General features: G+C 38.5%; 25 protein-coding genes. 18 read left to right on the forward strand and 7 right to left on the reverse strand.

Annotated features, from left to right (window positions below):
• From IQ264_RS03605 to IQ264_RS03615, 3 genes are all read right to left on the reverse strand, one after another.
• Positions 1-1038, reverse strand: a 1038-nt coding sequence (locus tag IQ264_RS03605; RefSeq protein WP_193978702.1) for a serine/threonine-protein kinase, incomplete at its 3' end; no start/stop codon positions are given.
• A 187-nt stretch (positions 1039-1225) separates the two neighbouring features.
• Positions 1226-1771: a GIY-YIG nuclease family protein gene (locus tag IQ264_RS03610; RefSeq protein ID WP_193978704.1), complete on the reverse strand. Its 546-nt coding sequence runs from the start codon at positions 1769-1771 to the stop codon at positions 1226-1228.
• Positions 1772-1811: 40 nt separating this feature from the next.
• On the reverse strand, positions 1812-2549 hold the full coding sequence (locus IQ264_RS03615) for a Uma2 family endonuclease (RefSeq protein WP_193978706.1): 738 nt from the start codon (positions 2547-2549) through the stop codon (positions 1812-1814).
• Between the two features lie 285 nt (positions 2550-2834).
• Here IQ264_RS03615 and IQ264_RS03620 point away from each other — a divergent pair, with 285 nt between their 5' ends.
• On the forward strand, positions 2835-3464 hold the full coding sequence (locus tag IQ264_RS03620; RefSeq protein ID WP_193978708.1) for a Uma2 family endonuclease: 630 nt from the start codon (positions 2835-2837) through the stop codon (positions 3462-3464).
• A 286-nt stretch (positions 3465-3750) separates the two neighbouring features.
• Here IQ264_RS03620 and IQ264_RS03625 read toward each other — a convergent pair whose 3' ends face one another.
• A complete protein-coding gene (locus tag IQ264_RS03625; RefSeq protein ID WP_193978710.1) occupies positions 3751-6243 on the reverse strand; it encodes a caspase family protein in 2493 nt (830 codons plus the stop codon).
• Between the two features lie 75 nt (positions 6244-6318).
• On the opposite strand from IQ264_RS03625, the gene IQ264_RS03630 reads away from it, so the two are divergent.
• The 17 genes from IQ264_RS03630 (at position 6319) to IQ264_RS03710 (ending at position 22858) form a co-directional block, all read left to right on the forward strand.
• Positions 6319-6687, forward strand: a complete 369-nt coding sequence (locus IQ264_RS03630; protein WP_193978712.1) for a CU044_2847 family protein — start codon at positions 6319-6321, stop codon at positions 6685-6687.
• A 313-nt stretch (positions 6688-7000) separates the two neighbouring features.
• Positions 7001-7831: an ABC transporter permease gene (locus IQ264_RS03635; RefSeq protein WP_193978714.1), complete on the forward strand. Its 831-nt coding sequence runs from the start codon at positions 7001-7003 to the stop codon at positions 7829-7831.
• A 21-nt stretch (positions 7832-7852) separates the two neighbouring features.
• On the forward strand, positions 7853-8731 hold the full coding sequence (locus IQ264_RS03640; RefSeq protein ID WP_193978715.1) for a glycosyltransferase family 2 protein: 879 nt from the start codon (positions 7853-7855) through the stop codon (positions 8729-8731).
• Positions 8732-8737: 6 nt separating this feature from the next.
• Positions 8738-10024 carry an ABC transporter ATP-binding protein gene (locus IQ264_RS03645; protein ID WP_193978717.1) on the forward strand — a complete coding sequence of 429 codons (1287 nt, stop codon included), beginning with the start codon at positions 8738-8740 and terminating at the stop codon, positions 10022-10024.
• A gap of 2 nt (positions 10025-10026) precedes the next feature.
• A complete protein-coding gene (gene rfbF, locus IQ264_RS03650) occupies positions 10027-10800 on the forward strand; it encodes a glucose-1-phosphate cytidylyltransferase (RefSeq protein WP_193978719.1) in 774 nt (257 codons plus the stop codon).
• Positions 10797-11783 carry a GDP-mannose 4,6-dehydratase gene (locus tag IQ264_RS03655; protein ID WP_193978721.1) on the forward strand — a complete coding sequence of 329 codons (987 nt, stop codon included), beginning with the start codon at positions 10797-10799 and terminating at the stop codon, positions 11781-11783. The genes rfbF and IQ264_RS03655 overlap by 4 nt, the downstream gene beginning before the upstream one ends.
• Positions 11750-13123 carry a lipopolysaccharide biosynthesis protein RfbH gene (rfbH, locus tag IQ264_RS03660; protein WP_228061268.1) on the forward strand — a complete coding sequence of 458 codons (1374 nt, stop codon included), beginning with the start codon at positions 11750-11752 and terminating at the stop codon, positions 13121-13123. Before IQ264_RS03655 ends, rfbH begins: the two co-directional genes overlap by 34 nt.
• Positions 13120-13686 (forward strand): dTDP-4-dehydrorhamnose 3,5-epimerase, encoded by a 567-nt coding sequence (rfbC, locus tag IQ264_RS03665; RefSeq protein ID WP_193978723.1) that lies wholly within the window; start codon positions 13120-13122, stop codon positions 13684-13686. The genes rfbH and rfbC overlap by 4 nt, the downstream gene beginning before the upstream one ends.
• On the forward strand, positions 13676-14599 hold the full coding sequence (locus IQ264_RS03670; protein ID WP_193978725.1) for an NAD-dependent epimerase/dehydratase family protein: 924 nt from the start codon (positions 13676-13678) through the stop codon (positions 14597-14599). Before rfbC ends, IQ264_RS03670 begins: the two co-directional genes overlap by 11 nt.
• Positions 14600-14639: 40 nt before the next feature.
• The gene (locus IQ264_RS03675) at positions 14640-15734 is read left to right on the forward strand and encodes a glycosyltransferase family 2 protein (protein WP_193978727.1); all 1095 of its coding nucleotides are present in this window, start codon (positions 14640-14642) and stop codon (positions 15732-15734) included.
• Positions 15735-15768: 34 nt separating this feature from the next.
• Positions 15769-16812 carry a glycosyltransferase family 2 protein gene (locus IQ264_RS03680; RefSeq protein ID WP_193978729.1) on the forward strand — a complete coding sequence of 348 codons (1044 nt, stop codon included), beginning with the start codon at positions 15769-15771 and terminating at the stop codon, positions 16810-16812.
• 144 nt (positions 16813-16956) lie between these two features.
• On the forward strand, positions 16957-18063 hold the full coding sequence (locus IQ264_RS03685) for a glycosyltransferase family 4 protein (protein WP_193978731.1): 1107 nt from the start codon (positions 16957-16959) through the stop codon (positions 18061-18063).
• 38 nt (positions 18064-18101) lie between these two features.
• Complete coding sequence (locus tag IQ264_RS03690) at positions 18102-19010, forward strand: glycosyltransferase family 2 protein (protein WP_193978733.1); 909 nt, start codon at positions 18102-18104, stop codon at positions 19008-19010.
• Between the two features lie 69 nt (positions 19011-19079).
• Positions 19080-20069: a glycosyltransferase family 2 protein gene (locus IQ264_RS03695; protein WP_228061269.1), complete on the forward strand. Its 990-nt coding sequence runs from the start codon at positions 19080-19082 to the stop codon at positions 20067-20069.
• Positions 20070-20105: 36 nt separating this feature from the next.
• On the forward strand, positions 20106-20816 hold the full coding sequence (locus IQ264_RS03700) for a class I SAM-dependent methyltransferase (protein WP_193978737.1): 711 nt from the start codon (positions 20106-20108) through the stop codon (positions 20814-20816).
• 15 nt (positions 20817-20831) lie between these two features.
• The gene (locus tag IQ264_RS03705) at positions 20832-21998 is read left to right on the forward strand and encodes a glycosyltransferase family 4 protein (protein ID WP_193978739.1); all 1167 of its coding nucleotides are present in this window, start codon (positions 20832-20834) and stop codon (positions 21996-21998) included.
• A 20-nt stretch (positions 21999-22018) separates the two neighbouring features.
• The gene (locus tag IQ264_RS03710; protein WP_193978741.1) at positions 22019-22858 is read left to right on the forward strand and encodes an FkbM family methyltransferase; all 840 of its coding nucleotides are present in this window, start codon (positions 22019-22021) and stop codon (positions 22856-22858) included.
• A 60-nt stretch (positions 22859-22918) separates the two neighbouring features.
• Here IQ264_RS03710 and IQ264_RS03715 read toward each other — a convergent pair whose 3' ends face one another.
• The 3 genes from IQ264_RS03715 to IQ264_RS03725 all read right to left on the reverse strand — a co-directional run bounded on the left by IQ264_RS03715 (position 22919) and on the right by IQ264_RS03725 (position 25187).
• On the reverse strand, positions 22919-24349 hold the full coding sequence (locus tag IQ264_RS03715; RefSeq protein ID WP_193978834.1) for a PP2C family protein-serine/threonine phosphatase: 1431 nt from the start codon (positions 24347-24349) through the stop codon (positions 22919-22921).
• 77 nt (positions 24350-24426) lie between these two features.
• Positions 24427-24600, reverse strand: a complete 174-nt coding sequence (locus tag IQ264_RS03720) for a hypothetical protein (protein ID WP_193978743.1) — start codon at positions 24598-24600, stop codon at positions 24427-24429.
• A gap of 167 nt (positions 24601-24767) precedes the next feature.
• Complete coding sequence (locus IQ264_RS03725; protein ID WP_193978745.1) at positions 24768-25187, reverse strand: ATP-binding protein; 420 nt, start codon at positions 25185-25187, stop codon at positions 24768-24770.
• Positions 25188-25222 lie beyond the last annotated feature (35 nt).

The raw sequence follows: 25222 nt of genomic DNA on the forward strand, positions 1-25222 counted from the left end.
CTGCTCCCCTGCTCCCCTGCTTACTTCTGGAGCGCGAGATTTTGCTAGTACAATGCCGAGAATAGATGCTGCGAGTATAGCTGCTGCGATCGCCACTTTCGCCCCTGTTCCCCAACCAGAGGAAGTATTGGGCAATGGCACAGTTTGTTTAGATGCCCTGCCGGGGGAAACTGCTACAGTTGCTTGTTGGGAAAGATTGTTGGGATTAACGGGGGTGGGGGAAGTTTGTAAGGCATCGAGCATTTGACGGGCGGTAGAATAGCGATCGCTGGGATGGGATTTGATCGATCGATCCAAAACTGCTGCTAAATTGGGATTAATATTTGCTGCATAGTGATGCCAAATAAGCTCATTTGTTTTGGGATCGATTGGTAATTCTTGCGGCAATTTTCCCGTCAGCAAATAGATAATTGTTAGCCCTAAACTATACAAATCACTAGAATAAATTGGTTTACCAGCTGCTTGTTCAACAGACATAAATCCCGGCGTTCCAATTACCATTGAGTTAGTTGGATTGCCTTGAGAATTTATCGTTGTCATCATAGTTTCTTTGAGTGCGCCAAAATCAATTAATACAGGTTTGTTATCCCGTTGACGCAAAATTATATTCTCTGGTTTAATATCTCGATGAATAATGCCTTGACTATGAATAAAATCGAGGACTGGCAGAAGATCGATGAGGATTTTTTGGACAGTGCGATCGCTTAATTTCCCGTCTTTTTGGATTTTTTCGGTTAAAGTTTCTCCCTCAATGAATTCTTGAACTAAATAAAACTCTTGATTTTCTTCAAAGTAAGCGTATAACTGCGGAATTCGATCGTGAGATGCGCCCAATTTCTCTAAAATAGTTGCTTCTCGCTGGAAACGCTGTTTAGTGAACTGATAGACTTGGGCGTTTTGTGCGATCGGTTTAAGTTGCTTGATTACGCAGCGGCGGCGGGAAGGTAAATGAGTATCTTCTGCTAAAAAAGTATGACCAAATCCGCCAGTAGCCAGCGATTGAATAATTTGATAACGATTGTTTAAAAACGTTGACATAATTGTAATTTACTTACTTTAATTGATTTATTTTTAGCAATCTTCTGTGCTTCTTTACTCTAACTTTAGATTTAAAACCCCAGATATAGTAAATCTCTAAAAAGGGAACAAGAAACTTTTTCTCTGTTTTTTAATCAAAGCAATAATATTGCCCAGTCCCTAGTCCCCAGTACCCAGCCCCCGCTCCCTACTTCAAATCAAGCAAACCGTTATCTTTTAACTTGGGATTAAAACGAATTTCCTCTTGACAACCGCGAGATTTGAGAGTTTCTAAAATTTCTGCTTCTACTCTGCGGGCGATATTCTTTAAAACTTTAGATTGTGCTAATTCTTCACCTGCGACTTTTTCATAATTCTGTTTTTCTTCTGCTGTCATTAATGGTTTAACATCAATAGCTTCTGTCCATTTTACTTTGTCTGCATCATTACCAACCGGAGTTGTAGCATTTTCCGCAATCCAAGAATTCATAGTATTTTCGAGGATGGTTCGATTAGGCTTTTCAATTGTTTGGACTTTTAACCAATAACAACTTTCTGGTTGACGAACAAGATGCTGTTTTAAACTGAGATAAACATCGCGAGAGTAACCGACAAATTGGAGAGTTTTTGCTCGATCAAAAATTGCATAAACCCCTATTTTACCCGATAAACTTGTCGGTAATTGGCCATTTTCATCGAGATAGCTAATTTCTGTTAAATTGGCGAGAGATGGCGAATCTGTTTGAGTAGACATAGTTGTTTACAAAAGAGAAAAGCAGAATTTTCCCGTTTAATTATAACTGTTCTGGGTCAATTCCTTGTTGGCGCAGTTTTTCGATTAAAGCTTGGTAACGCTGTTGTTCTTGTTCGAGTTGGGCGATCGCATTTTCCGCCCTTTGCCTTTCTTGTTCTGCTCTTTGCCTTTCTTGTTCCGCCCTTTGCCTTTCCACTTCTCGCAATCGATCCAACTCCACAGGAGTAAGAAACTTTTGTCCATCGGGGCGATAAATTAAGAGAGTATCTTCTTTTAGTTCAAATCGAATCCCTAAAAGAGGACTTACCCAACCGTTAATTTGTTCAATTGGTTCTAACAAATCGCCAGAACGGAGAAAGCCTGTTAATTCTATATCATCAGGATCATAAATGTAATATTCTTCTACTCCATAGCGTTGATAAAATATCGCTTTTTGTAACATTTTTCCAGTACGATTTCCTGGAGAAAGGATTTCAAAAACCACTTGGGGAGGAATGTTGTTTTCTGTCCATTGTTTGTAGGAACCTCTGTCACCTTTTGGTCTACCAAAGACTACCATTGCATCAGGCGCTTGACGAAGTTTATTATTTCCTTCGACGGGATACCAAAGCAGATCTCCAGCAACGAATACATCATCATTATTGGCAAACAAAATTTCGAGATTTTCTTTAATTACAACGATCCAGCGAAATTGTTTGGTATTGTCTGACATTGGTTGTCCGTCGCTGTCTGGGTAAATGATTTCTGGGGTAGTTTCGGTGGGGAGTTGTTGTACCATAGCCGTTTAATTTGTTGGGTTGGCTGGGTTTAATATCTTTTATTTTATCTGGCATTTATAGGTGATTATCATCTTAAAATTAATAGGTTAAGTTTAACTCAAATATTGTCCCAAGAGGCAGATCCTCTGTCTTTCGTTGCCAGGTTGAACCTGGCAACGAGATTTGGGAGCTTCTATCTCCCCTTCTGCAAGATTTGAGTTTAATAAGCTAAAACATAATAGGAGATAGTGTAGGCAAAATTGGCAAAAAATAATTTTACAAAGGCTCAAAATTATCTAAAAAAAATGACTCAATCTCAAGCTGAACTCAAATTATACAGCTTTGATGAATTTATAAGCTGGTATCCCGAAAACTCAGAAGTCCGGTACGAACTGCATGAGGGAGTAATTATTGAAATGCCCAAGCCAAAGGGAAAACATTCAAATCTAACAGGTTCCCTAATCGAGCAACTATTAATAATTATCAGGCAGATGGGCAAAGGCGGCATTTGGACTATTCCTAGAGAATCGATTGTTAAACCAAAACGGGAACAATCCGGTTATGAGCCGGATATTATTGTTTTAAACCAAGAAGTTCTGGAAGCTGAACCGCGATGGGAAAGCGAATCGATTATCCAAAATCCTGATTCAGTTAAATTAATTGTTGAAGTTGTTTCTACTAATTGGCGTGACGATTACTATAATAAACTTCGAGATTATGAGGAGATGGGTATTGAGGAATATTGGATTGTTGATTATGCAGCATTAGGGCCGAAAAAGTTCATCGGCAACCCGAAAAAACCTACATTTTTTGTTTGTAATTTGGAGGATGGGGAATATCAGATGAATCGATTTACGGGAAATACTGTGATTAGTTCTCCAACTTTTCCTCAGTTCAATTTATCGCCACAGCAGATTTTTGCTCTCGTTCTATAGGAAAGCTTTAATATGTAATATTGCTATGACTGAATACCTTAGATAATTATTGAAGTTTCGAGTGCCGCTGGTGAAGAAAATTTATTCGTTGACGAGGCTTTTTTCTTCATCGATGAGGTTAAAAGGCTCGTTTGAAAGTTTCAAAGACTCATCGATGAGATTCTGAGGTTGATGGTTGAGAGAAAACTTATTGAACTGGATTATTTTTGCTCCAAACATATTTTTTGCAGACTTCGCAGGCTGCTTTTTGTTCTTCGATTCGACTTCTGTGTAGATGAATAGTTAATTAAACTTTTGATTTTGTTTCATCCACTGGCTCAACTAATAGGGTAATACCTTTTCTTCCAACTACGAAAGCACTATCGCCAGGAAGCAAAGCAATTTCTTGTAAACACTGGGCATTCCAGTATGAATTCATAAAACGGACTCGTCCAATTTTACCAGGTTCTATTACTTCTTCTATAATTACTCTCCTTCTCATAGTAAAAAATTCATCTGCCCTACCTTGTAGCTGATAGGAAGTATTTTCTGGCTGTCCTCCCCATTGCTCATTTATTATATTACTCACCCAAGATAAGATATCTTTATTTATTTGTTCTCTAGCATCCTCTGACTGATTAAATAACTTATCTATAATTTTTGCCACTCGCTGTAAAACACTAACATCAGCTTTTTCTTTAGCATCGCTTTTCTTATAAAATTCTTTACTTAAAGAATCTAAATAGGGTTCAATTTCTGACCATCGCTTTCGTATATGAACTAAAAGTCCCCCCATTATCAAGAACTTTTCATCTTTCTGATTGTTCTTCCATTCACGATAAGCATCATCAATTTTGGTAACTAATCGACGTAGTTCTCGATTTTTTTCACGCCATTGTGTAAATTTTAACCATCCTTCTATTAAAGCTTCATGTGCTAAATCAATCCAAGCTTCTTCTTGCTGATTTTCTTTACCAGTGACTAACAATCGTCCGCAAATCAACTCATCTAAAACATCATTAATAACTTTCCCATCCGCTAAATTATCCTTAGCAATACCCAACAATTTAGCTTTCGGTTGCCTTTGCCTAGTATCCTTCTCCCCCTCACCCGTTCGCACCAACCTTAAAAATATCCGCTTTATCCATTCCTGTTCTTCCGCCGTTCTCTCCAACTGCGGCAAATCTTTCTGAAAATCCTTATATCTATAAACCTTTTCCGCGTGACGGTTCAGCGCCCCAGTTACTCCCCCCAGCACTTGATACTGTTCTAAAGTTAGCTGATGCTTTTGGTTATCACGTTTTTCCCAAAGTTCCGTCAGCGCAAACTGCAACAAAGGTAAACAGTCTTTCTCCTTCCCCACTTCATCCAAAATCGCTCCCAGCAAACCAGTTTCCAGATGATAACCTTGAAGATTAGCAGGTTTTGCGATTGCCTCTTCTAATTCTGCCCCCAACAAAGGCGGCATATACACCGCTTGATTTTGAATCAACCGAGTCAGCGACTCATAACTCAAACAATATTCCAGAAAATCCGCCCGCATTGTCGTCACAATTGCCAACCGCGAATCGGGAATTTCTGCTACCTTGGTGAGCAATTCAATAAATCGGCGTGTCTGTTCATCTTTATCCGAAGAACGAAGGGTAAACACCTCTTCAAATTGATCCACCACTAACAACAACCGCTTAGAACCGGGTAATCTTTCAATTACCGCAGGTAAACCAGCCGTTTCCATGAGAGAATAGATTTCTGGCAATTGCGATCGATCAAACCAACCATTAAAAGCCCGCTTCAATTCCGCCAACGGTTCCACCCCAGGCAAAATCGGTTCCGCTAACAATTCCCAGCCATTTTCCTTTAATTTAGGAATCAAACCTGCGCGAACTACGGAAGATTTGCCACTCCCCGACGCGCCAATTATCGGCACAAAATTCGCTTGTCCCAGCTTTTGCCATAGCAGCTGGATGACTTTCTCCCGTCCAAAAAAGAATTCCTTCTGTTCTTCCCCAAAATACCTTAATCCTTGATAGGGACAATCTTCCTTAACAACTTTTTCCTTCTGTTTTGGCAGATATTGAACTAAAGTAATCGATCGTCCCCACCCCATGCGAATCGGTTCTTGACCGCTACCCTTGAGTTCTGATGCGATAAAATCGAAAAGGCGATCGCCACTAACTCGCCCATCCTCATCAGCATTATCATCCCCCAATCCCTGCAAAACTGCCCCCGTAAAAACCCCGTGTTCCTTAGCTTCCAATGCCTTTTCAAACTCACGACAAGCAGTAATCAGGTAATAATCTTTTTGCCCAATAGCTTTCAAACTATCATTCAGAAGTTTTCGTTCTAGCGCATATCCAGCATGACAGCAATCTAACAAAATCACCAAATTGCTGAATTTTGACTTGCTAATCAACACATTCAAATCATCCAACAAAATCCCATTGCGTCCGTCGCTGCTACAATCTGAAGTTGCCAGAAATCCTTTCTTCTCATCCGTCCAACTGGCAACCTCTAAACCATGTCCGGCAAAATAAATTAGCGCCTCGTGGTTTTCCGCCTTCTTTAGCAAAAAGTCTTTCAGCGCCTCACCCAAATCTTTCCCCGTCAGTTTTTTATCCAGCGCCACTTCCCAACGGTTTTCCTCCTTTATCCACCGTCTTGGTAAGCGTTCCACATCCTGAAAATTGCCCTGTTTTTCGAGAATTTGGGCAATTGCCTCAGCATCAGTCGCAGCTTTGGGTAGATTTGGGCTAATCTTCTCATAGTTAGCAATACCAATCACCAGCGCATATCGAGCCATGAAACCTGATCTGGGATACGGGGATTTTAGAGTATCCTATCCAACATAGCAGTTACCAAATTACCAAAATTACTCATGTCAGAAGTAGAACGCCTGAGAATTAAAGATAATGGTCAAGAATACGACCTCTACATCCAGTCCAAAACTGATATCGATATCCCAGAACGAGAAGACGATGAACCTGTAACTCGCGGTGTAATGCCTATAGCTACAGTCAACATCCAAGACGTTCACAATCAGATTCGCAGTTACACCAAATTTGCGCTAGGAGCCTTCAAAAATTTTACTGAAGCGGAAATAGAAGAAGTCACAATTAAATTTGGCATCAAACTGGGTGGCAAAGCAGGCATACCTTTTGTAACAGAAGGTTCGGCAGAAAGCAACTTTGAAATAGAAGTTAAATGCAAATATCCTCAATCCCCACTAAATCAAAATCAACCTTAAGATAGATGTGTCAATTTCTGATGACTTAATAGAGGAGTCAAGGGAGATAATTTTCTGGGTGAATAGCTTGCGCCACGAAAATAAGTTTAGTTTCTCTCAACTTATGCTCAGTTCTGCTATCTTATTGTGGGATACGGACAGCAAGTAGGTTAACAAAGGAGCAAAACTATACAGAGCTTAATAATTTGTAGCTGGAACTGACTACTACGATCGGGTAGTAAAACTAGGGTTAACAGAGCGATCGCTTTTCCTACATACCCAGTGAATACACGCCTATACTTGAAAAAAGTGTTACTTATAATTCTTTACATTTATGGGTTCTCAAGCTAAAACAGAGTTGATCATCGAAGCAGGTCGTACCGAAAAGCAATATTGGAAAGACCTCTGGAGTTATCGGGAATTATTTTATTTCCTGGCATGGCGCGATATATTAGTCCGTTATAAGCAGACTACGATCGGTATTGCTTGGGCATTAATACAACCTTTTTTAACAATGATTGTATTTACCGTAGTATTTGGACAATTAGCCAAATTACCTTCCCAAGGTGTACCCTATCCCATATTAGTTTTTGCGGCAATGTTACCTTGGCAATTTTTTGCTAACTCCCTTTCTGGATGTAGTAACAGTTTAATTAGCAATGCTAACTTGATTTCTAAAGTTTATTTTCCGCGCTTAATTGTCCCTGCTTCGGCTGTAATTGTTAGTTTTGTCGATTTTATGATTGCTGGCATGATCTTGCTAGCATTGATGATTTGGTATAATTTTGTCCCTAGTTGGCGAATTCTGACGTTACCGATGTTTATTGCGATCGCATTTGCCGCAGCAATGGGAGGAGGATTATGGTTAGCCGCCTTAAACGTAAAATACCGTGATTTCCGCTACGTAGTTCCATTCATCGTTCAATTTGGTTTATATATCTCACCAGTTGGTTTCAGTAGTAGTATCGTTCCCCAACAATGGCGCTTACTCTATTCTTTAAATCCAATGGTAAGTGTAATTGATGGCTTTCGCTGGGCTATCTTGGGAAATACCAAACTTTACTTGCCGGGATTTACTCTTTCTCTAGCATTAGTTACGATATTAATCACTAGTGGGATCTGGTATTTTCGCAAAACAGAGCGCAATTTTGCTGATGTAATTTAGCCAGGATAGAAAGTTAAAAAAATGAACAACTCAAGCTATGACTTAGCAATTGCCTATAGAATATATCCAAAAGTGTCAAAAACACCTATAGTTTTTACTGATAACAAATATAAATTAGCCGAATTATGTTTAAGTTCCTTTAGAAAATGCTTGGGCAATCTAAAATTTAAAATGTGGGTTTTGTTAGATGCTTGCCCACCAGAATATAAAGATTTATTTAGAAAATATTTCGCTTCTAAAGATTTAGAATTTATTGAATTGAACGGAATTGGAGATGGAGGCACTCTTGGGTTACAATTAAAAATATTATCAGAACAAAATTTATCAGAAATAGTATACTTAGCTGAAGATGATTACTTTTATCTTGATACAGCATTTGAAAAAATGATTAATTTTTTACAAGAAAATGAAGATGTTGATTTTGTTTCTCCTTACGATCATTTAGATTATTATATAACAGATTTACACGCTCATAAATATAAAATAAAAATTTTTGGTAACAAGCATTGGAGAACAGCTAATTCTACTTGCCATACTTTTATTACTACTAGAAGTAATTTAATTGATACTAAAAATATATTTAACAAATATGCTATGGGAAGTTTAGATTCTTCAAACTGGTTGAGCTTGACAAAAGCTAAAATATTCAATCCATTAGAAATATACAAATTTTACTTAAAGAAAGATAATGAATGGTTATTTGAGTTTGTCAAAAGAGCGTGGATTTATAATTGGAATCAAATTTTATTTGGAAAGAAATGGAATTTGTGGGTTCCTATTCCATCTATAGCTACTCATCTAGAAAAAGTATGTTTAGCTCCTACGATCAACTGGGAAATTGTTATACAAAAAGAAATAGAAGAAATAGAAGCAAAACTAAGTAATTTGAATAGGAGCTAAAGTTAAGTGTCAGATAGTATAATTCGTGCAGAAAATGTAGGAAAAAAATATATTTTAGGACAAAACAAACAAGAGCGATATAAAGCTTTGCGCGATACCCTTGCCAATGGAGCTAAATCTTTAGGTCAATTACTATTTAAATCATTTGCTAAAAGGAATGTCAATTCAATTAATGAAGAGTTTTGGGCTTTGAAAGATGTGTCCTTTGAAATTAAGCCAGGAGAAGTTATAGGGATAATCGGGCGCAATGGAGCTGGGAAATCAACTCTTCTGAAAGTCTTGAGTCGGATAACTGAACCTACTACAGGACGTATTACTCTCAAAGGGCGGGTAGCAAGCCTTTTAGAAGTGGGAACTGGTTTTCATCCAGAGTTGACAGGACGAGAAAATATATATCTCAATGGTGCAATTCTCGGCATGAGTAAGATAGAAATTAAAAATAAATTTGATGAGATTATTGCTTTTGCTGAAGTAGAGAAATTTTTAGATACTCCCGTAAAGTATTACTCTTCTGGTATGTATGTTCGCCTAGCTTTTGCTGTTGCTGCCAACTTAGAACCAGAAATTTTAGTAGTAGATGAAGTACTCGCTGTAGGAGATGCTGCATTTCAAAAAAAATGTTTAGGTAAAATGGAAAATGTAGCAGCCCAAGAAGGTAGAACAGTATTATTTGTCAGTCATAATATGTCAACAATTAGTTTGTTATGTAATAAATGTATTTATTTATCTAATGGTCAAATACGCCAATTTGACATAACAGAAAAAGTTGTAAATACTTATTTGTCAGAAGTCTTGCAAAATGATAATCAAAACCTAAATCAAATCCGAAATTATGGGGTTGGTAAACATACCAGATTTACTGACATTAAAATTTTGTCCGATCGGGGAGAAAACACAATTATTTTTGGTCATTCGATTAAATATAAAATAATTATTGAATCAGACAAAAATGAAAATGATTTAACTATTGGAGCAACTATATTTAGCAGCCTAAACAATATTATTGGTACTTTAATTACCAGTCAAGTTTTCTCTATAAAAGCAAACCAAGAAATTACATTAGAATTAGTTATGAATCATCTAAATTTAGCCCCAGGGCTATATTATACTGGTCTAAGTATAGGAAGAGGTTTTGACCCTGCTAACAGACAGGATTTAGATAGTATTGTTGGTCAACCAAGTTTTCAAATTCTCCCGAATCCGGAGCAATATGAAACTATAACCAACTGGCACCATAGCTGGGGAAATATTGTTTTTAGAGATGTCAATTTAGAAGTTGTAGAAATTAAATAACTATGCAAGTAGCTATTCTCGCAGGTGGCTTGGGTACTCGTCTTCAGGAAGAAACAACTGTAAAACCTAAACCGTTAGTTGAAATTGGTGGTCGTCCAATTCTCTGGCATATTATGAAAATTTATGCTGCCAGCGGCTTTAAAGAATTTACTATTGCTTTGGGTTACAAGGGCGAACTGGTAAAAGATTACTTCATTAATTATTACTATCGTGCCAACAGTCTGTCTGTTAAGTTGAAGACAGGGGAAGTAGCTGTTCGCAACAATAATTGTGAAGATTGGACAGTAAACTTGCTTGACACAGGACTAGCTACTCAAACTGGTGGGCGAGTAAAACGATTAGCAGAGTCTATAGGTAATGAAACTTTTATGCTCACCTATGGTGATGGAGTAGCAAATATAAACATTAACAAGCTGCTAGAGTTTCACTACAGTCACGGATGTGTGGCTACAGTAACAGCGGTACGCCCGCCTGCTCGCTTTGGTGGTATTAGTTTTAATGGCGATTTAGTAGACCGCTTTGAAGAAAAGCCTCAAATTGGGGAAGGCTGGATTAATGGCGGTTTTTTTGTCTTAGAACCGGAAATTGCTAACTACATTGATGGAGATGACATAATCTTTGAAAAAGAGCCTCTAGAGCGACTAGCCGAAAAAGGTCAGTTGGTAGCCTATCGGCATGAAGATTTCTGGCAGTGCATGGACACTTTGAGGGATGTACGTCTATTAGAAAGTTTATGGCAGGAAGGGAAAGCACCTTGGAAAGTTTGGCAAGAATGAAGTTTAAATCTTGGCAAGGTTGCCGAGTTTTTGTAACTGGGGCAACTGGGATTGTTGGTTCCTCGTTAGTTAAAGAACTATTAATAAAAGGTGCCTATGTGGTAGCGTTAATTCATGATGGCGATCCACAATCAGAACTTTATCGTAGCGGCACTATTCAACAAGTCTCTGTAGTCAACGGAAGTCTTGAGGATTTCAGTGTTCTGGAAAGAGCTATTAACGAACACGAAATAGATACGGTCTTTCACTTAGGGGCACAAACTATTGTTGGTGCAGCTTATCGGAGTCCCTTGCCTACTTTTGAAGCCAATATCCGAGGAACATACAACTTGCTGGAAGCTTGCCGCATACATCGAGACTTAGTAAAGCGGGTAGTAATTGCTTCAAGTGATAAAGCTTACGGTGAGATTGATGTGTTACCCTATACCGAAGATCTGCCGCCCTTGGGAAGGCATCCTTATGATGTATCGAAATCTTGTACAGATTTAATTGCCCAGTCTTACTACTATACATTTGGCTTGCCAGTGGTAATTGCCCGTTGTGGTAACATCTATGGAGGTGGAGACTTAAACTGGAGCCGAATTATACCTGGCACGATCCGCAGCTTATTTTATGGCGATCGGCCCATCATTCGCAGTGATGGCACCTTTACCCGCGATTATGTTTATGTAAAGGATGCGGTAAATGCTTATATGGTTATGGCTGAAGCATTAGAGGAAAAACAGATCCAAGGGGAAGCTTTCAACTTTGGCCCCAAACAGCCGCGTACCGTGCTAGAAATCGTAGATGCGCTAAGACATCTGATGGGAAGAGAAGATATAGAACCCCTGATTCTCAACCAAGCAAAAGCGGAAATTCGGGATCAATACCTATCTTCTCAGAAAGCGGAACAAGTTCTGGGTTGGGTACCCCTCTATTCCTTGGAAAAGGGTTTGGGGGAAACGATCAAATGGTACAAACAGTTCTTAAAAAGGGAAAAATGAAGCCAGAAGAGTTACGCCAGCAAATCCTGGAATTAACCCGTCAATATTACCAAATGCAATGGCCTGGTAAACCGTTTACTCCGGGTAAAGATCCGGTACCAGTCAGTGGTAAAGTTTTTGACGAAGAAGAACTGGTACACTTGGTTGATGCCTCTTTGGACTTTTGGCTGACTACCGGGAGATATGCAGAGCAGTTTGAGCGCGAATTTGCCCGCTTTATGGGAACTCGCTTTGCTTTGCTGGTAAATTCAGGCTCTAGTGCTAACCTGTTAGCTGTTTCTGCTTTGACATCACCTCTGTTAGGCGATCGCCGCCTCCAACCTGGAGACGAAGTACTCACAGTAGCGGCTGGTTTTCCAACCACAGTTAACCCGATTATCCAGAATGGTTTAGTACCTGTGTTTCTGGATGTAGACATCCCCACCTACAATATTGATGTTACTCGTCTGGAAGAAGCTATTTCTCCCCGCACCAAAGCAATTATTTTAGCTCACACCCTTGGTAATCCTTTTAACTTGGATGCCATTAAAGCAGTTGTCCAACAACACAATCTTTGGCTAATCGAAGATAGCTGCGACGCGGTAGGCGCAGAATATCAAGGTCAAAAAGTAGGTACTTTTGGCGATCTGGCTACAGTAAGTTTTTACCCAGCCCACCATATCACAATGGGTGAAGGCGGTTGTGTATTAATCAACAGTCCACTATTGAAACGAATAGTAGAATCTTTGCGGGACTGGGGACGCGATTGCTGGTGTGCCCCTGGTGTGGATAATACTTGCGGTAAGCGTTTCAATTGGCAGTTAGGAGATTTGCCCCCTGGGTACGATCACAAGTATACCTACAGCCATATCGGTTATAACCTCAAGCTTACAGATATGCAAGCGGCAGTTGGTGTGGCACAACTGAAAAAATTGCCCAAATTTATTGAACAGCGACGGCAAAACTATGCTTATCTTTATACTGCCCTCAAGCCGCTAGAAGAATATTTGATTTTGCCGGAAGCTACAGCCAATAGCACTCCCAGTTGGTTTGGATTTCCGATTACGGTGCGCGAAGAGGCACCAATTAGCCGCAACCAGCTGATTCGACATCTGGAAAGTCATAAAATTGCCACTCGTTTGTTATTCGGAGGTAACTTGCTCCGTCAACCTGCCTATGAGGAGATTAAATATAGAGTGGTAGGAGAAATGAAACAAACAGACAGAGTGATGAATCAAACTTTTTGGGTGGGGACTTATCCTGGTTTAGATGAACCTAGACTAAATTATATAGTCGATCGCATTCACCAGGCTCTCACTGGCAGCATACAAGATTTTATTTCTTCTGGGGCAGGAGCGTGAACATCCAACCAACTTCTCTACCAGGTTGTTACGAAATTCAGCCTAATATTTTCGAGGACGATCGAGGAAAATTTGTCAAAATCTTTCATCAAGAAGTATTTGCTGAATATAAATTAGAAACACATTTTGCCGAGGAATATTATTCAGTTTCACACCAAAGAGTTTTGCGGGGATTGCATTTTCAATTACCGCCTTATGAACATACAAAATTGGTGTATTGTGTGGTTGGTCAGGTAATGGATGCTGTAGTAGATTTGCGAGTCGGTTCGCCTACCTACGGGAAATATGCCACCTTTGAACTAAGCGCCCAAAAAGCAAATTTGATTTACATCCCTCCTGGTTTTGCACACGGTTTTTATGTGTTGAGCGATCGGGCCGTATTAATATATAAAGTGACTACTGTATATTCCCGCGAACATGATGCTGGCATACTCTGGAACTCAGTCGGTATTCCTTGGTCAGATAAGCAGCCAATTATTTCAGCACGGGATAGTAGTTTTGTAACTTTTGCTGATTTTTTAACTCCTTTTCGTTACTCAGAGGAAGCTACTGATGGTTGCTAACCAGTCATCCCTGACTGCGCTCGTAACAGGTGCTACTGGCTTTGTGGGATCGCATTTAATAAGTCGATTGGTTTCTATTGGCTGGCAAGTACATATAATCATCCGTCCCAACTCTAAGCTACAACTGTTAGAGTCTGTCCGGGATAGAATTACTATTCACACTCATGACGGTACTACAGAAGACTTGTTTAGGATTATGGAATCCGCCAAGCCAACAGTTGTCTTTCATTTAGCATCTATATTCCTGGCACAACATACTCCAGAGGATATAGCACCGATGCTGCAAAGCAACATTACCTTTGCTACTCAGTTAGTTGAAGCAATGGTAGCCCAGAAAATTTACTATTTGATCAACACAGGCACTTCATGGCAGCATTACGAAAACAAAGAGTATAGTCCTGTTTGTTTGTATGCTGCTACTAAACAAGCTTTTGAAGCAATTATTCAATTTTATATAGAAACAACACCCTTGCAAGTAATCACTCTCAAACTATTTGATACTTACGGGCAAAATGACCCGCGCCAAAAATTATTCGCCTTGCTAGAAAAAACCGCTAACCAAAAAGAACTATTAGCAATGTCTCCTGGAGAACAGCTAATTGAACTTGTGTATATTGATGATGTTATTGATGCTTACATTCTGGCACTTGAGCGTCTGTTATCTGGAAAAGTTCAGGGGCATGAAAAATATCAAGTATCAACTGGTTCTCCGATAAAGTTAAAGGAGATAGTAGAGGTTTATGAGCAAGAAACTGGTACAAACTTGCCTATTCAATGGGGAGGTAGACCTTATCGGCCTCGCGAGGTAATGGTACCTTGGAACCAAGGTAAACTATTACCGGGATGGAAAACAAAAATAAGCATAAGAGAAGGCATTAGAAAAGTAAAGGGTAGTGTAAAACCAGCTTCATAGAGTAATTAGTAAAATAAATACTATTTGAGCGAGAAGTTTAATGACATTAAAAAACACTAAGTTCCAACAAATAGAACATCAAAATTTTGCTCCTCCCTCAATCAACTCTGTAGCAGAAAATTTTAACAGACCATTTTGGTCAGTGATGATTCCCACTTATAACCCAAAGAAATATCTTGAAGAAACTTTACGGAGCGTCATAGAACAAGCTCCCAGCTACGATCAAATGCAGATTGAGGTAATAGACAATTGTTCTTCTGAAGTGGATACGGAAGCAATTGTTAAAGAGATAGGTAAAGGAAGAGTTGCCTTCTATCGACAATCCTATAATGTGGGCATGGCGGGGAACTGGAATACGTGCATAAATCGTGCTCGCGGTCATTGGATTCACATATTACACGATGACGATCTAGTTCTCCCTGGATTTTATAGCTATTTAAGATCGGCTTTAGAAAAAGATGAATCGGCAGGAGCAGCTTTCTGTAGGCATATTTATATAGATTATGATGGTCATTGGACAAACTTCTCGCCACTGGAAATGAAAACAGCAGGAATTTTTCTTAATAGCTTAGAGCGTTTTGCTGGAGGTGTTTCGGTTCAATGTGCTTCTATAGTAGTCAAGCGTAGTGTATACGAAAAACTAGGCGGATTTGATGAAGAATTAAAATATATGCCTGATAATGAGATGTGGAAGAGAATAGCAGTACATTATCCAATTTGGTATGAGCCTCAACCCTTAGCCTGCTACCGTTCCAACCCTTACTCAGTTACGGCTTCGTTATTTAAAACTAGGCTGATTATCGCTGATGGATTTAAGGTAATCGCCAAGTTTAATTCTTATCTTCCTGAGACAATAGCTCCCCAATTAATAGAAAAAACCAAAGAAGAAATGGCATCATTATCTATTTCTCAAATCCGATGCACAATTGCCATGTGGGATCTTGGGGGGGCAATGGCTCAAATTCAAGAATTGCTCAGATCGAATCATTCTTGGAAAGCAATTAAGCAAACAATTCCTCTGATTGTTTGGATTGGGATACGGTGGTTGCGTAGCTCAATTTTACCTAGTTGGCTAAAACAAAAGATTCGGCGAATAATTTCGCGGGCAAAAACTCAACTACATGATATAGCTTGACTTTAGTTCGTATTTAAATAAAACTATTAAACCGATGTCCAAAAGTTCAGCATCTTTGCCGATCGCATATCCACAAATTCATCCAGTTACAGAAGGAACTACCAGGCCACTTTGGTCAGTGATGATTCCGACATACAACCGCACTCTGTATCTAGAACAAACAATTAAAAGTGTCCTAGCTCAAGGTTATAGTCCTGATGAAATGCAAATCGAGGTAGTAGACAACTGTTCCACAGAAAATGACATAGAAAGACTAGTAAAAGAAATAGGCAATAATCGAGTTTATTTTTATAGGCAACCGCAAAATGTTGGGATGAATGCTAACTGGAACACTTGCCTAAACCACGCTCGTGGTCATTGGGTTCATATTTTACATGATGATGATGTTGTGCTGGATGGTTTTTATAGATATTTGCAATCTGCTATTCTCCAAAAACCGACTATTGGATTAGCATTCAGTCGCTACATTTTCATGGATGAAGAAGGTCATTGGCAATCTTTATCACCTCTAGAAAGTAGAACACCTGGTATTCTTACTAACTTGCTAGAACGCCTTGCAGTGGAAAGTGTAATATATGCTCCTGCTGTGGTAGTTAGAAGGGATGTTTACGAGAAATTGGGTGGCTTTTGCTCAGAAGCACGTACTGCTACTGATTGGGAAATGTGGAAAAGAATATCGATACACTATCCTGTTTGGTATGAGCCTAAACCTTTGGTATGTTATCGCCAACATTCCTCTTCATATACTTCTGATAGCATGAAATCAGCAACTAACTTTGCTGACGCAAGGAGAGCTATAGAAATATCTCAATCTTATCTACCTGAAAATATTGCTGTTGAATTATCCAACAAAGCCAGAGAAAATTATGCGATGTCTGCTCTTGATTTAGCATATTATAATCTTGCTGTGGGTGAGGTCAATGTGGCATCTGCTCAAATTAAAGAAGGGCTTTTGTGCAGTCGTTCGTTTAGAGTTATTAGAAGGGTAGCTTACATATTTATCTGGTTTATTATGCGATCGGTATGGCACAGCTTACGAAATGCTGTATCTATGGCAAGTAAAAATGATAAAATCTAGAGATATTTTAGGAGAATTCACTGGTTATATTTGGCTGTGATAATAAACTTAAATGCTGAAGAAAGTTTAATTCAGAAACAGTGGTTTTTGATTTTTATTAAATAATTATCCAAACTGACTAAGTAAGATTTTGATTAATAATTTATGCGAATTCTTTATGATGGACAAATATATACTTTCCAAGTAGCTGGTGGGATTAGTCGTTACTTTGCTAATCTAATTGAGGGGTTGCCAGAAAATTTTATGCCTTGCTTAACTACGTTAAGTAACTACCACAAGCATAAAATTACTTATCCAGTTCATCCAAATCTAAGGATTTTCCAGTATAAAAGATTCGGATTTCGCCCAGGACGATTATCTTATTGGCTGGAGAAATATTACTTTGAAGCAATTAGTGTCTTGAATAAGTTTGATGTAGCCCATCCTACTTATTATTCATTACTAAGTAGACAAGAAATCGACAATTATCGTTGTCCGGTTGTCATTACTGTTCATGATATGCTCCATGAACTTTTTCCTACTAAATTTGAATTACATGATAACTCAGCCGCAGCGAAAGAAAAAGCTATTTTGAAAGCACAGGCAATTATTTGTGTGTCTCAAAATACCAAAAAAGATTTACTCCAAATGTATAGCATTCCTGAAGATAAAATAACTGTCATATATCATGGTTCGGATATTAATGCTAGTAAATCATACGGGGATGAACCAGTTCCTTCCTGTCCATATTATCTTTACGTAGGTAGCCGCTCTAGTTATAAAAATTTTGATGGTTTATTATCAGCATTTGCCAAAGCTGTCTCTGTTGTGCCAGAAATTGCCCTATGTGTTGCTGGGCTACCATTTAATGATGCAGAAACAAAATTGATTGAAGATTTAAATTTAACCAACCATATCATACAATACTCTTATGTTACAGATAGGCATCTAGCAAAGCTTTATCGTTGTAGTATCGCTCTGGTTTATCCTTCTCTATACGAAGGGTTTGGTATTCCTCCTTTGGAAGCCATGTCTTGTAGAACTGCTGTGATTGCTTCTAATACTTCCAGTATTCCAGAAGTGGTGGGTGATGCAGGATTGCTATTTAATCCGTCATCAACAAATGATTTAGTAGATATGTTGCTATTACTACTCAATTGTCCTACAGAACGCGATCGCCTAATCGAAAAAGGATATCAGAGAGCTAAACTATTTAGTTGGGAGAACACAGTAGCTCAGACTGTTGAACTTTATCGATCGCTATGTAATTAATACCATATTTTTTTGTTGATTATCTGGGGAAATTTGTAGTGAATAAAAACATACCTAAAATCTCAATTGTCACGCCTTCTTTTAATCAAAGTGAATTTATTGAAGCCACTATCGAAAGTGTTTTGGGGCAAAATTACCCAAATCTTGAATACATTATTATTGACGGAGGCTCAACAGACAAAAGTATAGAAATTATTAAAAAGTATGAGAAATATCTGCACTATTGGTGCAGCGAACCAGACCAAGGGCAATATGATGCTATTAACAAAGGTTTTGTCCATTCTACAGGTGAAATTATGGCATGGTTAAATAGCGATGATATGTATTATCCTTGGACTTTTAAAACCGTATCTAGTATATTATCTCAACTTCACGAAGTAGAATGGTTAACTACTCTGCAACAGGGTGCCTGGGATTGGGATGGATTCTGTGTAGGATTTAGTTTAGTTCCTGGGTATTCTAGAGAAGCATTTCTGGATGGTTGTTACCTTCCTTGGAATAGATGGGGCAAGGGAGGAATCAGCTGGATTTCCCAAGAGTCTACCTTTTGGCGGCGCAGTTTATGGGAAAAAGCGGGTAGTCATGTTCGCACTGAGTTTAAGATAGCAGGTGATTTCGATCTTTGGTCGCGCTTCTTTTTGTATGCTGATTTATACGGAACAGCCACGCCTTTAGGTGGATTTCGGATTCAACAAAATCAAAAAAGCCGTCAAATGGAAGAGTATGTCATGGAAGGAGAAAAGTCACTAGCTATAATGCGAGAAACATTAAAATGGTCGCCCAACCTTCTGAGAACTATGGTGTTGCAGTTAAAATTATATAGACTTCCCAAAGTAAGGGAGATGGTGCAATCAATATGCGGCTATGAGAGTAAATCAATCAGTAAAAATAAAATAGACTCACCCGATGGATGCTGGGAAGTCAAAAAATACAAGTTTTGTTGGTAATATAAACACCAATCAATAAGCTCCTATCTCTTATTTATTATTATGTCGATCGCCTACCAATCTTTGACCATGAAAAACTTACCCTCTCCGCCACCAGACAAAACTGGATGGCCGTGGACAGAGGACAATCAGCCTCTACCGCAACGAATGACAGATGGTTCTGAATGGCCTAAAATTAGCATTGTTACACCCAGCTACAACTACGGACGCTTTATTGAAGAAACCATTCGTTCTGTTCTATTACAAGGCTATCCTAATTTAGAATATATCATTATTGATGGTGGTTCTACAGATGAAACAATTAACATCATTAAGAAATACGAAAAATATCTAAGTAACTGGGTAAGTGAACCAGACAAAGGTCAGACAGATGCTATTAATAAAGGGTATGAACACTGCTCTGGTGATATCTTCGTTTGGTTAAATGCAGATGATGCTTATGCTATCTCAAATTGCTTACAAAGAGTAGCAGAATTTTATATGCAAGGCTACCAGTTAATTTGTGGAGAGTTCTGTGCTTTAGATTTAAATGGCAACGAAATTATTGAATATAGAGATTTTGGCAAATCTTATCCAGTTAACTTTGATAAATATTTAAAATTCTGGTCATGTAGGCACTTGCCGCAGCCAGCAGTATTTGTTGCCACTGAACTTGCTAATAAATGCTTTCCTCTAGATATAAAGTTGCAAGTAGTCATGGATTATCAATTTTTTTTAAGAGTTCTCAGCCAAAAACCAAAGGTAATTTCGGTAAATCAAAAATGGGTAAACTTTAAATATCATGGTCAAAATAAATGTTTAGGCAATTTATCGGAAGATTTTAATGAATTATCTGAAATTAGTCATGTAGCTTTATTAGAGGCTTCCCAGCTGCCTTGGGTTTTCAGAAAAAACTTTGAAATTGATACAGGCGACTATAAAATAATCCACTCTTTAATTCGTAGCACTAAACCACTAACATTCTTTCAATTTTTCTTTCAGTTAATCTCTAGACCCACATTAGCTCGTTGGCCGCTCTTTTGGAAGACATTTGCCAAAAATTTGCTTGGAAAAAGATGATGTTTTATAAAAGTATTTAATAGACTTGATATAAAAATGACAATTCCACTACACAAATTAAAACCAGATAATTTTCTTGTTGTTCCCAATACCCAATGGAATGCTATTTATTTTCAGAGAAAATTACTTCTAGAAGCATTATTAACTATACAACCTTTAGTTAAAGGCGATCTGATAGACATTGGCTGTGGCACTCAACCATACCGTTCCTTATTTACGCAAATAAAATCATACAAAGGTGTAGATGTCTCCAATAGTTGTCACACCTTGCCTCCTGACACAGTGTTATATGATGGTGAGTCGATCCCTTTTCCTAATAATTCCTTTGATTGGGCTATGGCTACGGAGGTACTAGAACACGCCCGCCGTCCCGAAATACTACTTTCTAGCATTTATAATGTCTTGCGTCCGGGAGGTGGTTTTTTTCTAAGTGTGCCTTTCTTAGCAGGCTTACACGAAACACCGAATGATTTTCGCCGTTGGACTAATTTCGGTTTAATAGATGAGTTAGAAAAAGCAGGATTTGAAAGAATCGAAGTTCTTCCCTTGGGAAATTGGCACACTGCTGCTGCTCATTTCTTGGGAGCTTACGTGGCACATTGTAAAATGCCTTGGTGGACTAAATACTGGTTGCCTCGTTTAGTATGGTTGGTGAAAAATTTAATTGCCCAATCAAATTTAGAAGTACCACCAACCATGTGTATTGGTTGGTTTGCTATTGCTTATAAGCCACTGATAACTAACTAAGTGGAATTTGGAATAATGAATCGACCTTTAAAAATACTAATGGTTCTACACATGAATTGGAATCGCAATTTTGGCGGTTCGCGAGTGCAATTAGAATTAGCAGATGAATTTCGGGCAATGGGGCATGAAGTAGAAAAATTTGATTATGGTGATGCCTTTCCTAAAGCCAATACCTCTGTGTTAGAAAATTTCACTCGCCCCAGCTTTTCAGCCAAAGCAAAATCTTTTGTGCAAGCAAATGCCCATAGATTTGATATTATTGATGCTCATCAAGGTAACTTACCTTTTTCTAAACAAGAACTGGGAATTAAGGGTTTATTGGTTGCTCGTTCTGTAGGTTTATATGCCTTTTATAATGAATTTGCTCATTTGGAAAAGACTAAATGGCCTCCGAAAAGAAAGAGAACTCGGATTAAAAATTGGTTGCAGTCTTGGCAATCCAAGAAAGGAAATTATGAATGTCTGCGTAGTTTGCAAACCTGTGATTTAATCAATTTACCTAATCATGATGAACTCTCTTATGCCCGTGATGTTCTGGGTTTAGGTGAGAAAAGTTTTGTTTTTCCTTTTGGACTTTCTCCGGAACGACAACAGGCATTTGCTGAAGTTATACAACCTGCTGCGGTGCGTTTAAATAACAAACAAGTAGTTTTTATTGGTACTTGGGGAACACGCAAAGGTTCTAGAGATTGGGCAGAAATTATTAAGAGTGTTAAAGCAAAAGTTCCTGATGTTCGTTTTTTGTTTCTAGGTACAGGTTTTAGTGCTAAATTTGTTTTAGAAGATCTGAATTTAACAGCAAATGAAGATATCAAAGTAATACCGGAATTTACCAGTGATGAATTGCCTAAATTGTTAAGTGGTGCCACTGTAGGTGCATTTCCTAGCTATATCGAAGGTTTTGGTTTTGCTGTACTGGAAAAACTAGCTTGTGGTCTTCCTACTGTAGCTTATGATGTACCAGGGCCAAGAGAAATGCTGGGTAATTTTGAGGAAAAGTTTATGGTTGTACCTGGAGATAGGGCAGGTTTTAGTAATCAAATAGTTAAGCTACTGACTTTGGACGAAAGTAGATATTCTCAGCTTTCTCAACGCTGTGTGGAAGTGGCGCAAATGTTTTGTTGGCGAAAGATTGCTCAAGATACTTTAAAGGTTTACATTGATTTTTGGGAAAGGTTGTAGTCACAAAAAGGTGAAATAGTATGAGAATAAAGCAAGAATTGATTAAAGGATTTATTAAATTAAATTATTATATTTTAGGTAAGAACAATACTCTTTTTGGACTAAAGTATTTGCTGCATATTCTACCTATCAAATATGCTGCTCCAATTAATTGGTTAGCTTTGGCTGAAATTCCTTTAGATTCTGCAACAGAATTATTGTACACTTACGGTTCTCCTCGTGAATTTCCTCAGACTAAAATTAAGGTTAACCCTCTTTGTTTACACGCTAGATTTTTTGTGATGAGTGGGTACTATGAAGAGTCTCTCACTCAAGAAATTTTATCGAAAGAACGGAAGGGGCTGCTAGTTGATATTGGGGCAAATTTTGGTTATTACTCAGTTTTGTGGTTGCAAAAAGAGGGAACTAGAGTTATTGCTGTTGAACCAGTTACAGAATATGTGGAATTATTGCATGAGAATTTAAAAGATTATCAGTCGAGATATGAGATTTTTCCGGGGTGTATTGGCGATCGCAACGGTACGGCATTATTAGATACCTTCGGCGATCCCACGATGTTAACTAAAGTAGTTACAGATGAACATCAAGAGGGTGTACGTCGATCGGAAATGTTAACCCTAAACTCCCTTTTAGAAAAATATAATGAAACCAGAATCGATGTTTTAAAAATTGATGCCGAAGGATACGATTTAAAAATTCTAGAAAGTTGTAAATCTCTATTTGCTGCCAAAGCGATCGAAACAGTTTTTTGGGAAACAGCGAACTCTCCCGAAGAAACAGAAATGATGCAATTCTTAGAAAGTTTAGGCTATGTGAAAATATTATCTCAAGGCGCAACAGGTTATCAATTAATTAATTGAGGTACTACGCACCCAGATCCTCGACTTTTTAGAGAAGTCGGGGATCTAGAATCAGCGCAACTATTTAAGCCAATGTATTGACAACATCGTAATATCATCAAATTGTGTTGCCTCTCCAATGTGTAGCCGCAAATTTTCTTCTATGCGATTAAGTAAAGCATTAGCTGAAGGTGCTTGTTGTTCTACCAAAGCTAATAAGTTTTTTTCCTTAAAAAACTCTCCTGTGGGGCTATGGGCTTCTGGGACACCATCTGTGTAGGCTAAGAGAATATCACCTGGTTCTAGTTGTACTTGTTCAATTTTAAACTTCACATTTGGCATCATGCCTACGGCTGGCCCTGTTTTTGAAAGCCGTTTCTTAATTCCCTCTTTGCCAATAATTATGGGGAATTCATGACCGCCATTAATATATGTTAGTACCCCTGTAGTCGGATTTAATACTCCAAAAAACATGGTAGCAAACATACACAATTGACAGTGAATTTTGGCGATATAATTGTTAGTTAAAGATACCGCTTTTAAGGCATCAATTTCTGCTGAATAATCAGCTCTGTGCGGGTTAATTGGACAATTTTCTAAGGCTTCAGAAGTTAGTACATCTGATTCTTGTAATTGAATTTGACCAGAAAAGATGCGAATTAAGCTGCGGAACAAGGCCATAAATAGTGCTGCACCTACGCCTTTATCGCAGACATCAGCGATTACTAAACCTACATATCCGCCCGGAAGTTCAAAGGCATCATAGAAGTCACCAGCTACATCTCGTGCTGGGGAAAAGTAAGCTGCTATTTCCCAACCAGAAGGTTGAATTAATTTTTCAGGTAAAAAATCGTTTTGTATTTGTTTACCTTTTTCTAATTCATTTTCCAGTGCTTTTTTCGTAGTATCTAATTTGGTGTAAAGTTGAACATTTTCTAAAGCCAAAGCGATTTGATCTGCTGTTACTTCCATCAAATGCGCGTCTTTTTTGGTGAAGTGTTCGCTTTGTGAGTGCAGTAATGTGAGAACACCGAGTAACCTGTCGCCGCGAAGAATGGGTACAGCCAATGCGGAACCTACTTGATAAGGTTGGTTTGGTAGATCTACCCAGCGATCGTCTTTTTTCGTATCATAAATTAGTCCGACTTCCCGATGACGACTTACCCAACCTGCTAGTCCATCTTTTAACACTAAACCAATCAGTTTAGTACTTTCTTCTGGGGTAGCGCCGTCGCGAGTCAAAATACTCGCAACCACAGCGCCACTGCTGTTGTAGATGAACAAACTACCTCTTTGTGCGCCCGTGAGTCGAGTGGAGACAGCCATCGTATTTTTTAAGGTGGCTGTGAGTACTTCCTTTTCAGATGAAGACCGCGCCATTGCTACCAAGTTTTCCAACAGTTCGCTTTGTGCATGGTAAGCAGCTTGTGCAGTTTTAAGCTCGTTTACCTCTTGGCGCAAAGATTCTAGTTCTTGGTGTAGTTGTTCTATAGATTGATGTTGCACGATCATACTCACTTGTGCCTCTAGTTCAACTTGTCTTTTGATTGATGATATAAATATTAAGATCGCGATTTTTTACTCGTTGCTCAAGAAATCGATCGACTCCTTGTTATAACGAGATACACTCTCAGTCCACCTATTTCCTGTTCATCTAATGCTAAATCTAAATTATTTGCAGGTACTTTTTGAGTGCGATCGCAAAATGGAGCAGTATCGTCAATGATAATTGTTAGGATTTCCTCATCAATAGTTGTTGTCAAGTTATTGGTTCCATTCTAAGGGATTATTGATTCGCTTTGGCGTAATTTTGGATTTTCAACTTAATTTTGTTGTAGTAATGTGTGGGTTTTATTTAATACTTATCTCTTTGTAGAAGAGGTAGTAGAATAATATCCCACTACCCTGCACCCTAACTTACTACCAATAGCTAATGAAGATGGACAACAAAGATGTTGCGATTGCGATCGCCACTTCTCTCATACATAAACCGATCGACACCTTGAATCGCTAGATAAACTCCTAATCCTCCAATCGCTCTTTGTTCCATTGGTAGATTAATTGACTCTTCTTCTAGCATAAATTTTGTTGTGGGATCGAAAGCACCAGCATTATCTTCCATCAGGATAGTCAAACTAGAGTCATCAATTTTAGCTTGTAGATCCAAATTTCCTTGAATTTTAGCATCTTCATAACCGTAGATTATTACATTTGTCGCAATTTCATCTACTGCTAGACGCAATCTATAAGTTGCCTTTTTATCCAATCTAGCAGCGGAAGCAGCGGACAAGACATATTTAGAAATTTCACTCAAAGAGTCTAAAGTTCCGGGTACCGTTATTTGTTCCATAGCATAAGTTTTGGGTGTGATAATTAGTGGTTAGT

It is taken from the genome of [Phormidium] sp. LEGE 05292 (genome assembly GCF_015207735.1).
In the GTDB taxonomy this organism is placed as follows: Bacteria; Cyanobacteriota; Cyanobacteriia; order Cyanobacteriales; family Aerosakkonemataceae; genus Floridanema.

Excerpts from the sequence above, each read along its gene's own strand:
- IQ264_RS03610 (WP_193978704.1), bottom strand. The coding sequence starts at position 1,771 with ATGTCTACTCAAACAGATTCGCCATCTCTCGCCAATTTAACAGAAATT.
- IQ264_RS03615 (WP_193978706.1), bottom strand. The coding sequence starts at position 2,549 with ATGGTACAACAACTCCCCACCGAAACTACCCCAGAAATCATTTACCCA.
- IQ264_RS03620 (WP_193978708.1), top strand. The coding sequence starts at position 2,835 with ATGACTCAATCTCAAGCTGAACTCAAATTATACAGCTTTGATGAATTT.
- IQ264_RS03625 (WP_193978710.1), bottom strand. The coding sequence starts at position 6,243 with ATGGCTCGATATGCGCTGGTGATTGGTATTGCTAACTATGAGAAGATT.
- IQ264_RS03630 (WP_193978712.1), top strand. The coding sequence starts at position 6,319 with ATGTCAGAAGTAGAACGCCTGAGAATTAAAGATAATGGTCAAGAATAC.
- IQ264_RS03635 (WP_193978714.1), top strand. The coding sequence starts at position 7,001 with ATGGGTTCTCAAGCTAAAACAGAGTTGATCATCGAAGCAGGTCGTACC.
- IQ264_RS03640 (WP_193978715.1), top strand. The coding sequence starts at position 7,853 with ATGAACAACTCAAGCTATGACTTAGCAATTGCCTATAGAATATATCCA.
- rfbF (WP_193978719.1), top strand. The coding sequence starts at position 10,027 with ATGCAAGTAGCTATTCTCGCAGGTGGCTTGGGTACTCGTCTTCAGGAA.
- IQ264_RS03655 (WP_193978721.1), top strand. The coding sequence starts at position 10,797 with ATGAAGTTTAAATCTTGGCAAGGTTGCCGAGTTTTTGTAACTGGGGCA.
- rfbH (WP_228061268.1), top strand. The coding sequence starts at position 11,750 with ATGGTACAAACAGTTCTTAAAAAGGGAAAAATGAAGCCAGAAGAGTTA.
- IQ264_RS03670 (WP_193978725.1), top strand. The coding sequence starts at position 13,676 with ATGGTTGCTAACCAGTCATCCCTGACTGCGCTCGTAACAGGTGCTACT.
- IQ264_RS03675 (WP_193978727.1), top strand. The coding sequence starts at position 14,640 with ATGACATTAAAAAACACTAAGTTCCAACAAATAGAACATCAAAATTTT.
- IQ264_RS03680 (WP_193978729.1), top strand. The coding sequence starts at position 15,769 with ATGTCCAAAAGTTCAGCATCTTTGCCGATCGCATATCCACAAATTCAT.
- IQ264_RS03685 (WP_193978731.1), top strand. The coding sequence starts at position 16,957 with ATGCGAATTCTTTATGATGGACAAATATATACTTTCCAAGTAGCTGGT.
- IQ264_RS03695 (WP_228061269.1), top strand. The coding sequence starts at position 19,080 with ATGAAAAACTTACCCTCTCCGCCACCAGACAAAACTGGATGGCCGTGG.
- IQ264_RS03700 (WP_193978737.1), top strand. The coding sequence starts at position 20,106 with ATGACAATTCCACTACACAAATTAAAACCAGATAATTTTCTTGTTGTT.
- IQ264_RS03705 (WP_193978739.1), top strand. The coding sequence starts at position 20,832 with ATGAATCGACCTTTAAAAATACTAATGGTTCTACACATGAATTGGAAT.
- IQ264_RS03710 (WP_193978741.1), top strand. The coding sequence starts at position 22,019 with ATGAGAATAAAGCAAGAATTGATTAAAGGATTTATTAAATTAAATTAT.
- IQ264_RS03715 (WP_193978834.1), bottom strand. The coding sequence starts at position 24,349 with ATGATCGTGCAACATCAATCTATAGAACAACTACACCAAGAACTAGAA.
- IQ264_RS03725 (WP_193978745.1), bottom strand. The coding sequence starts at position 25,187 with ATGGAACAAATAACGGTACCCGGAACTTTAGACTCTTTGAGTGAAATT.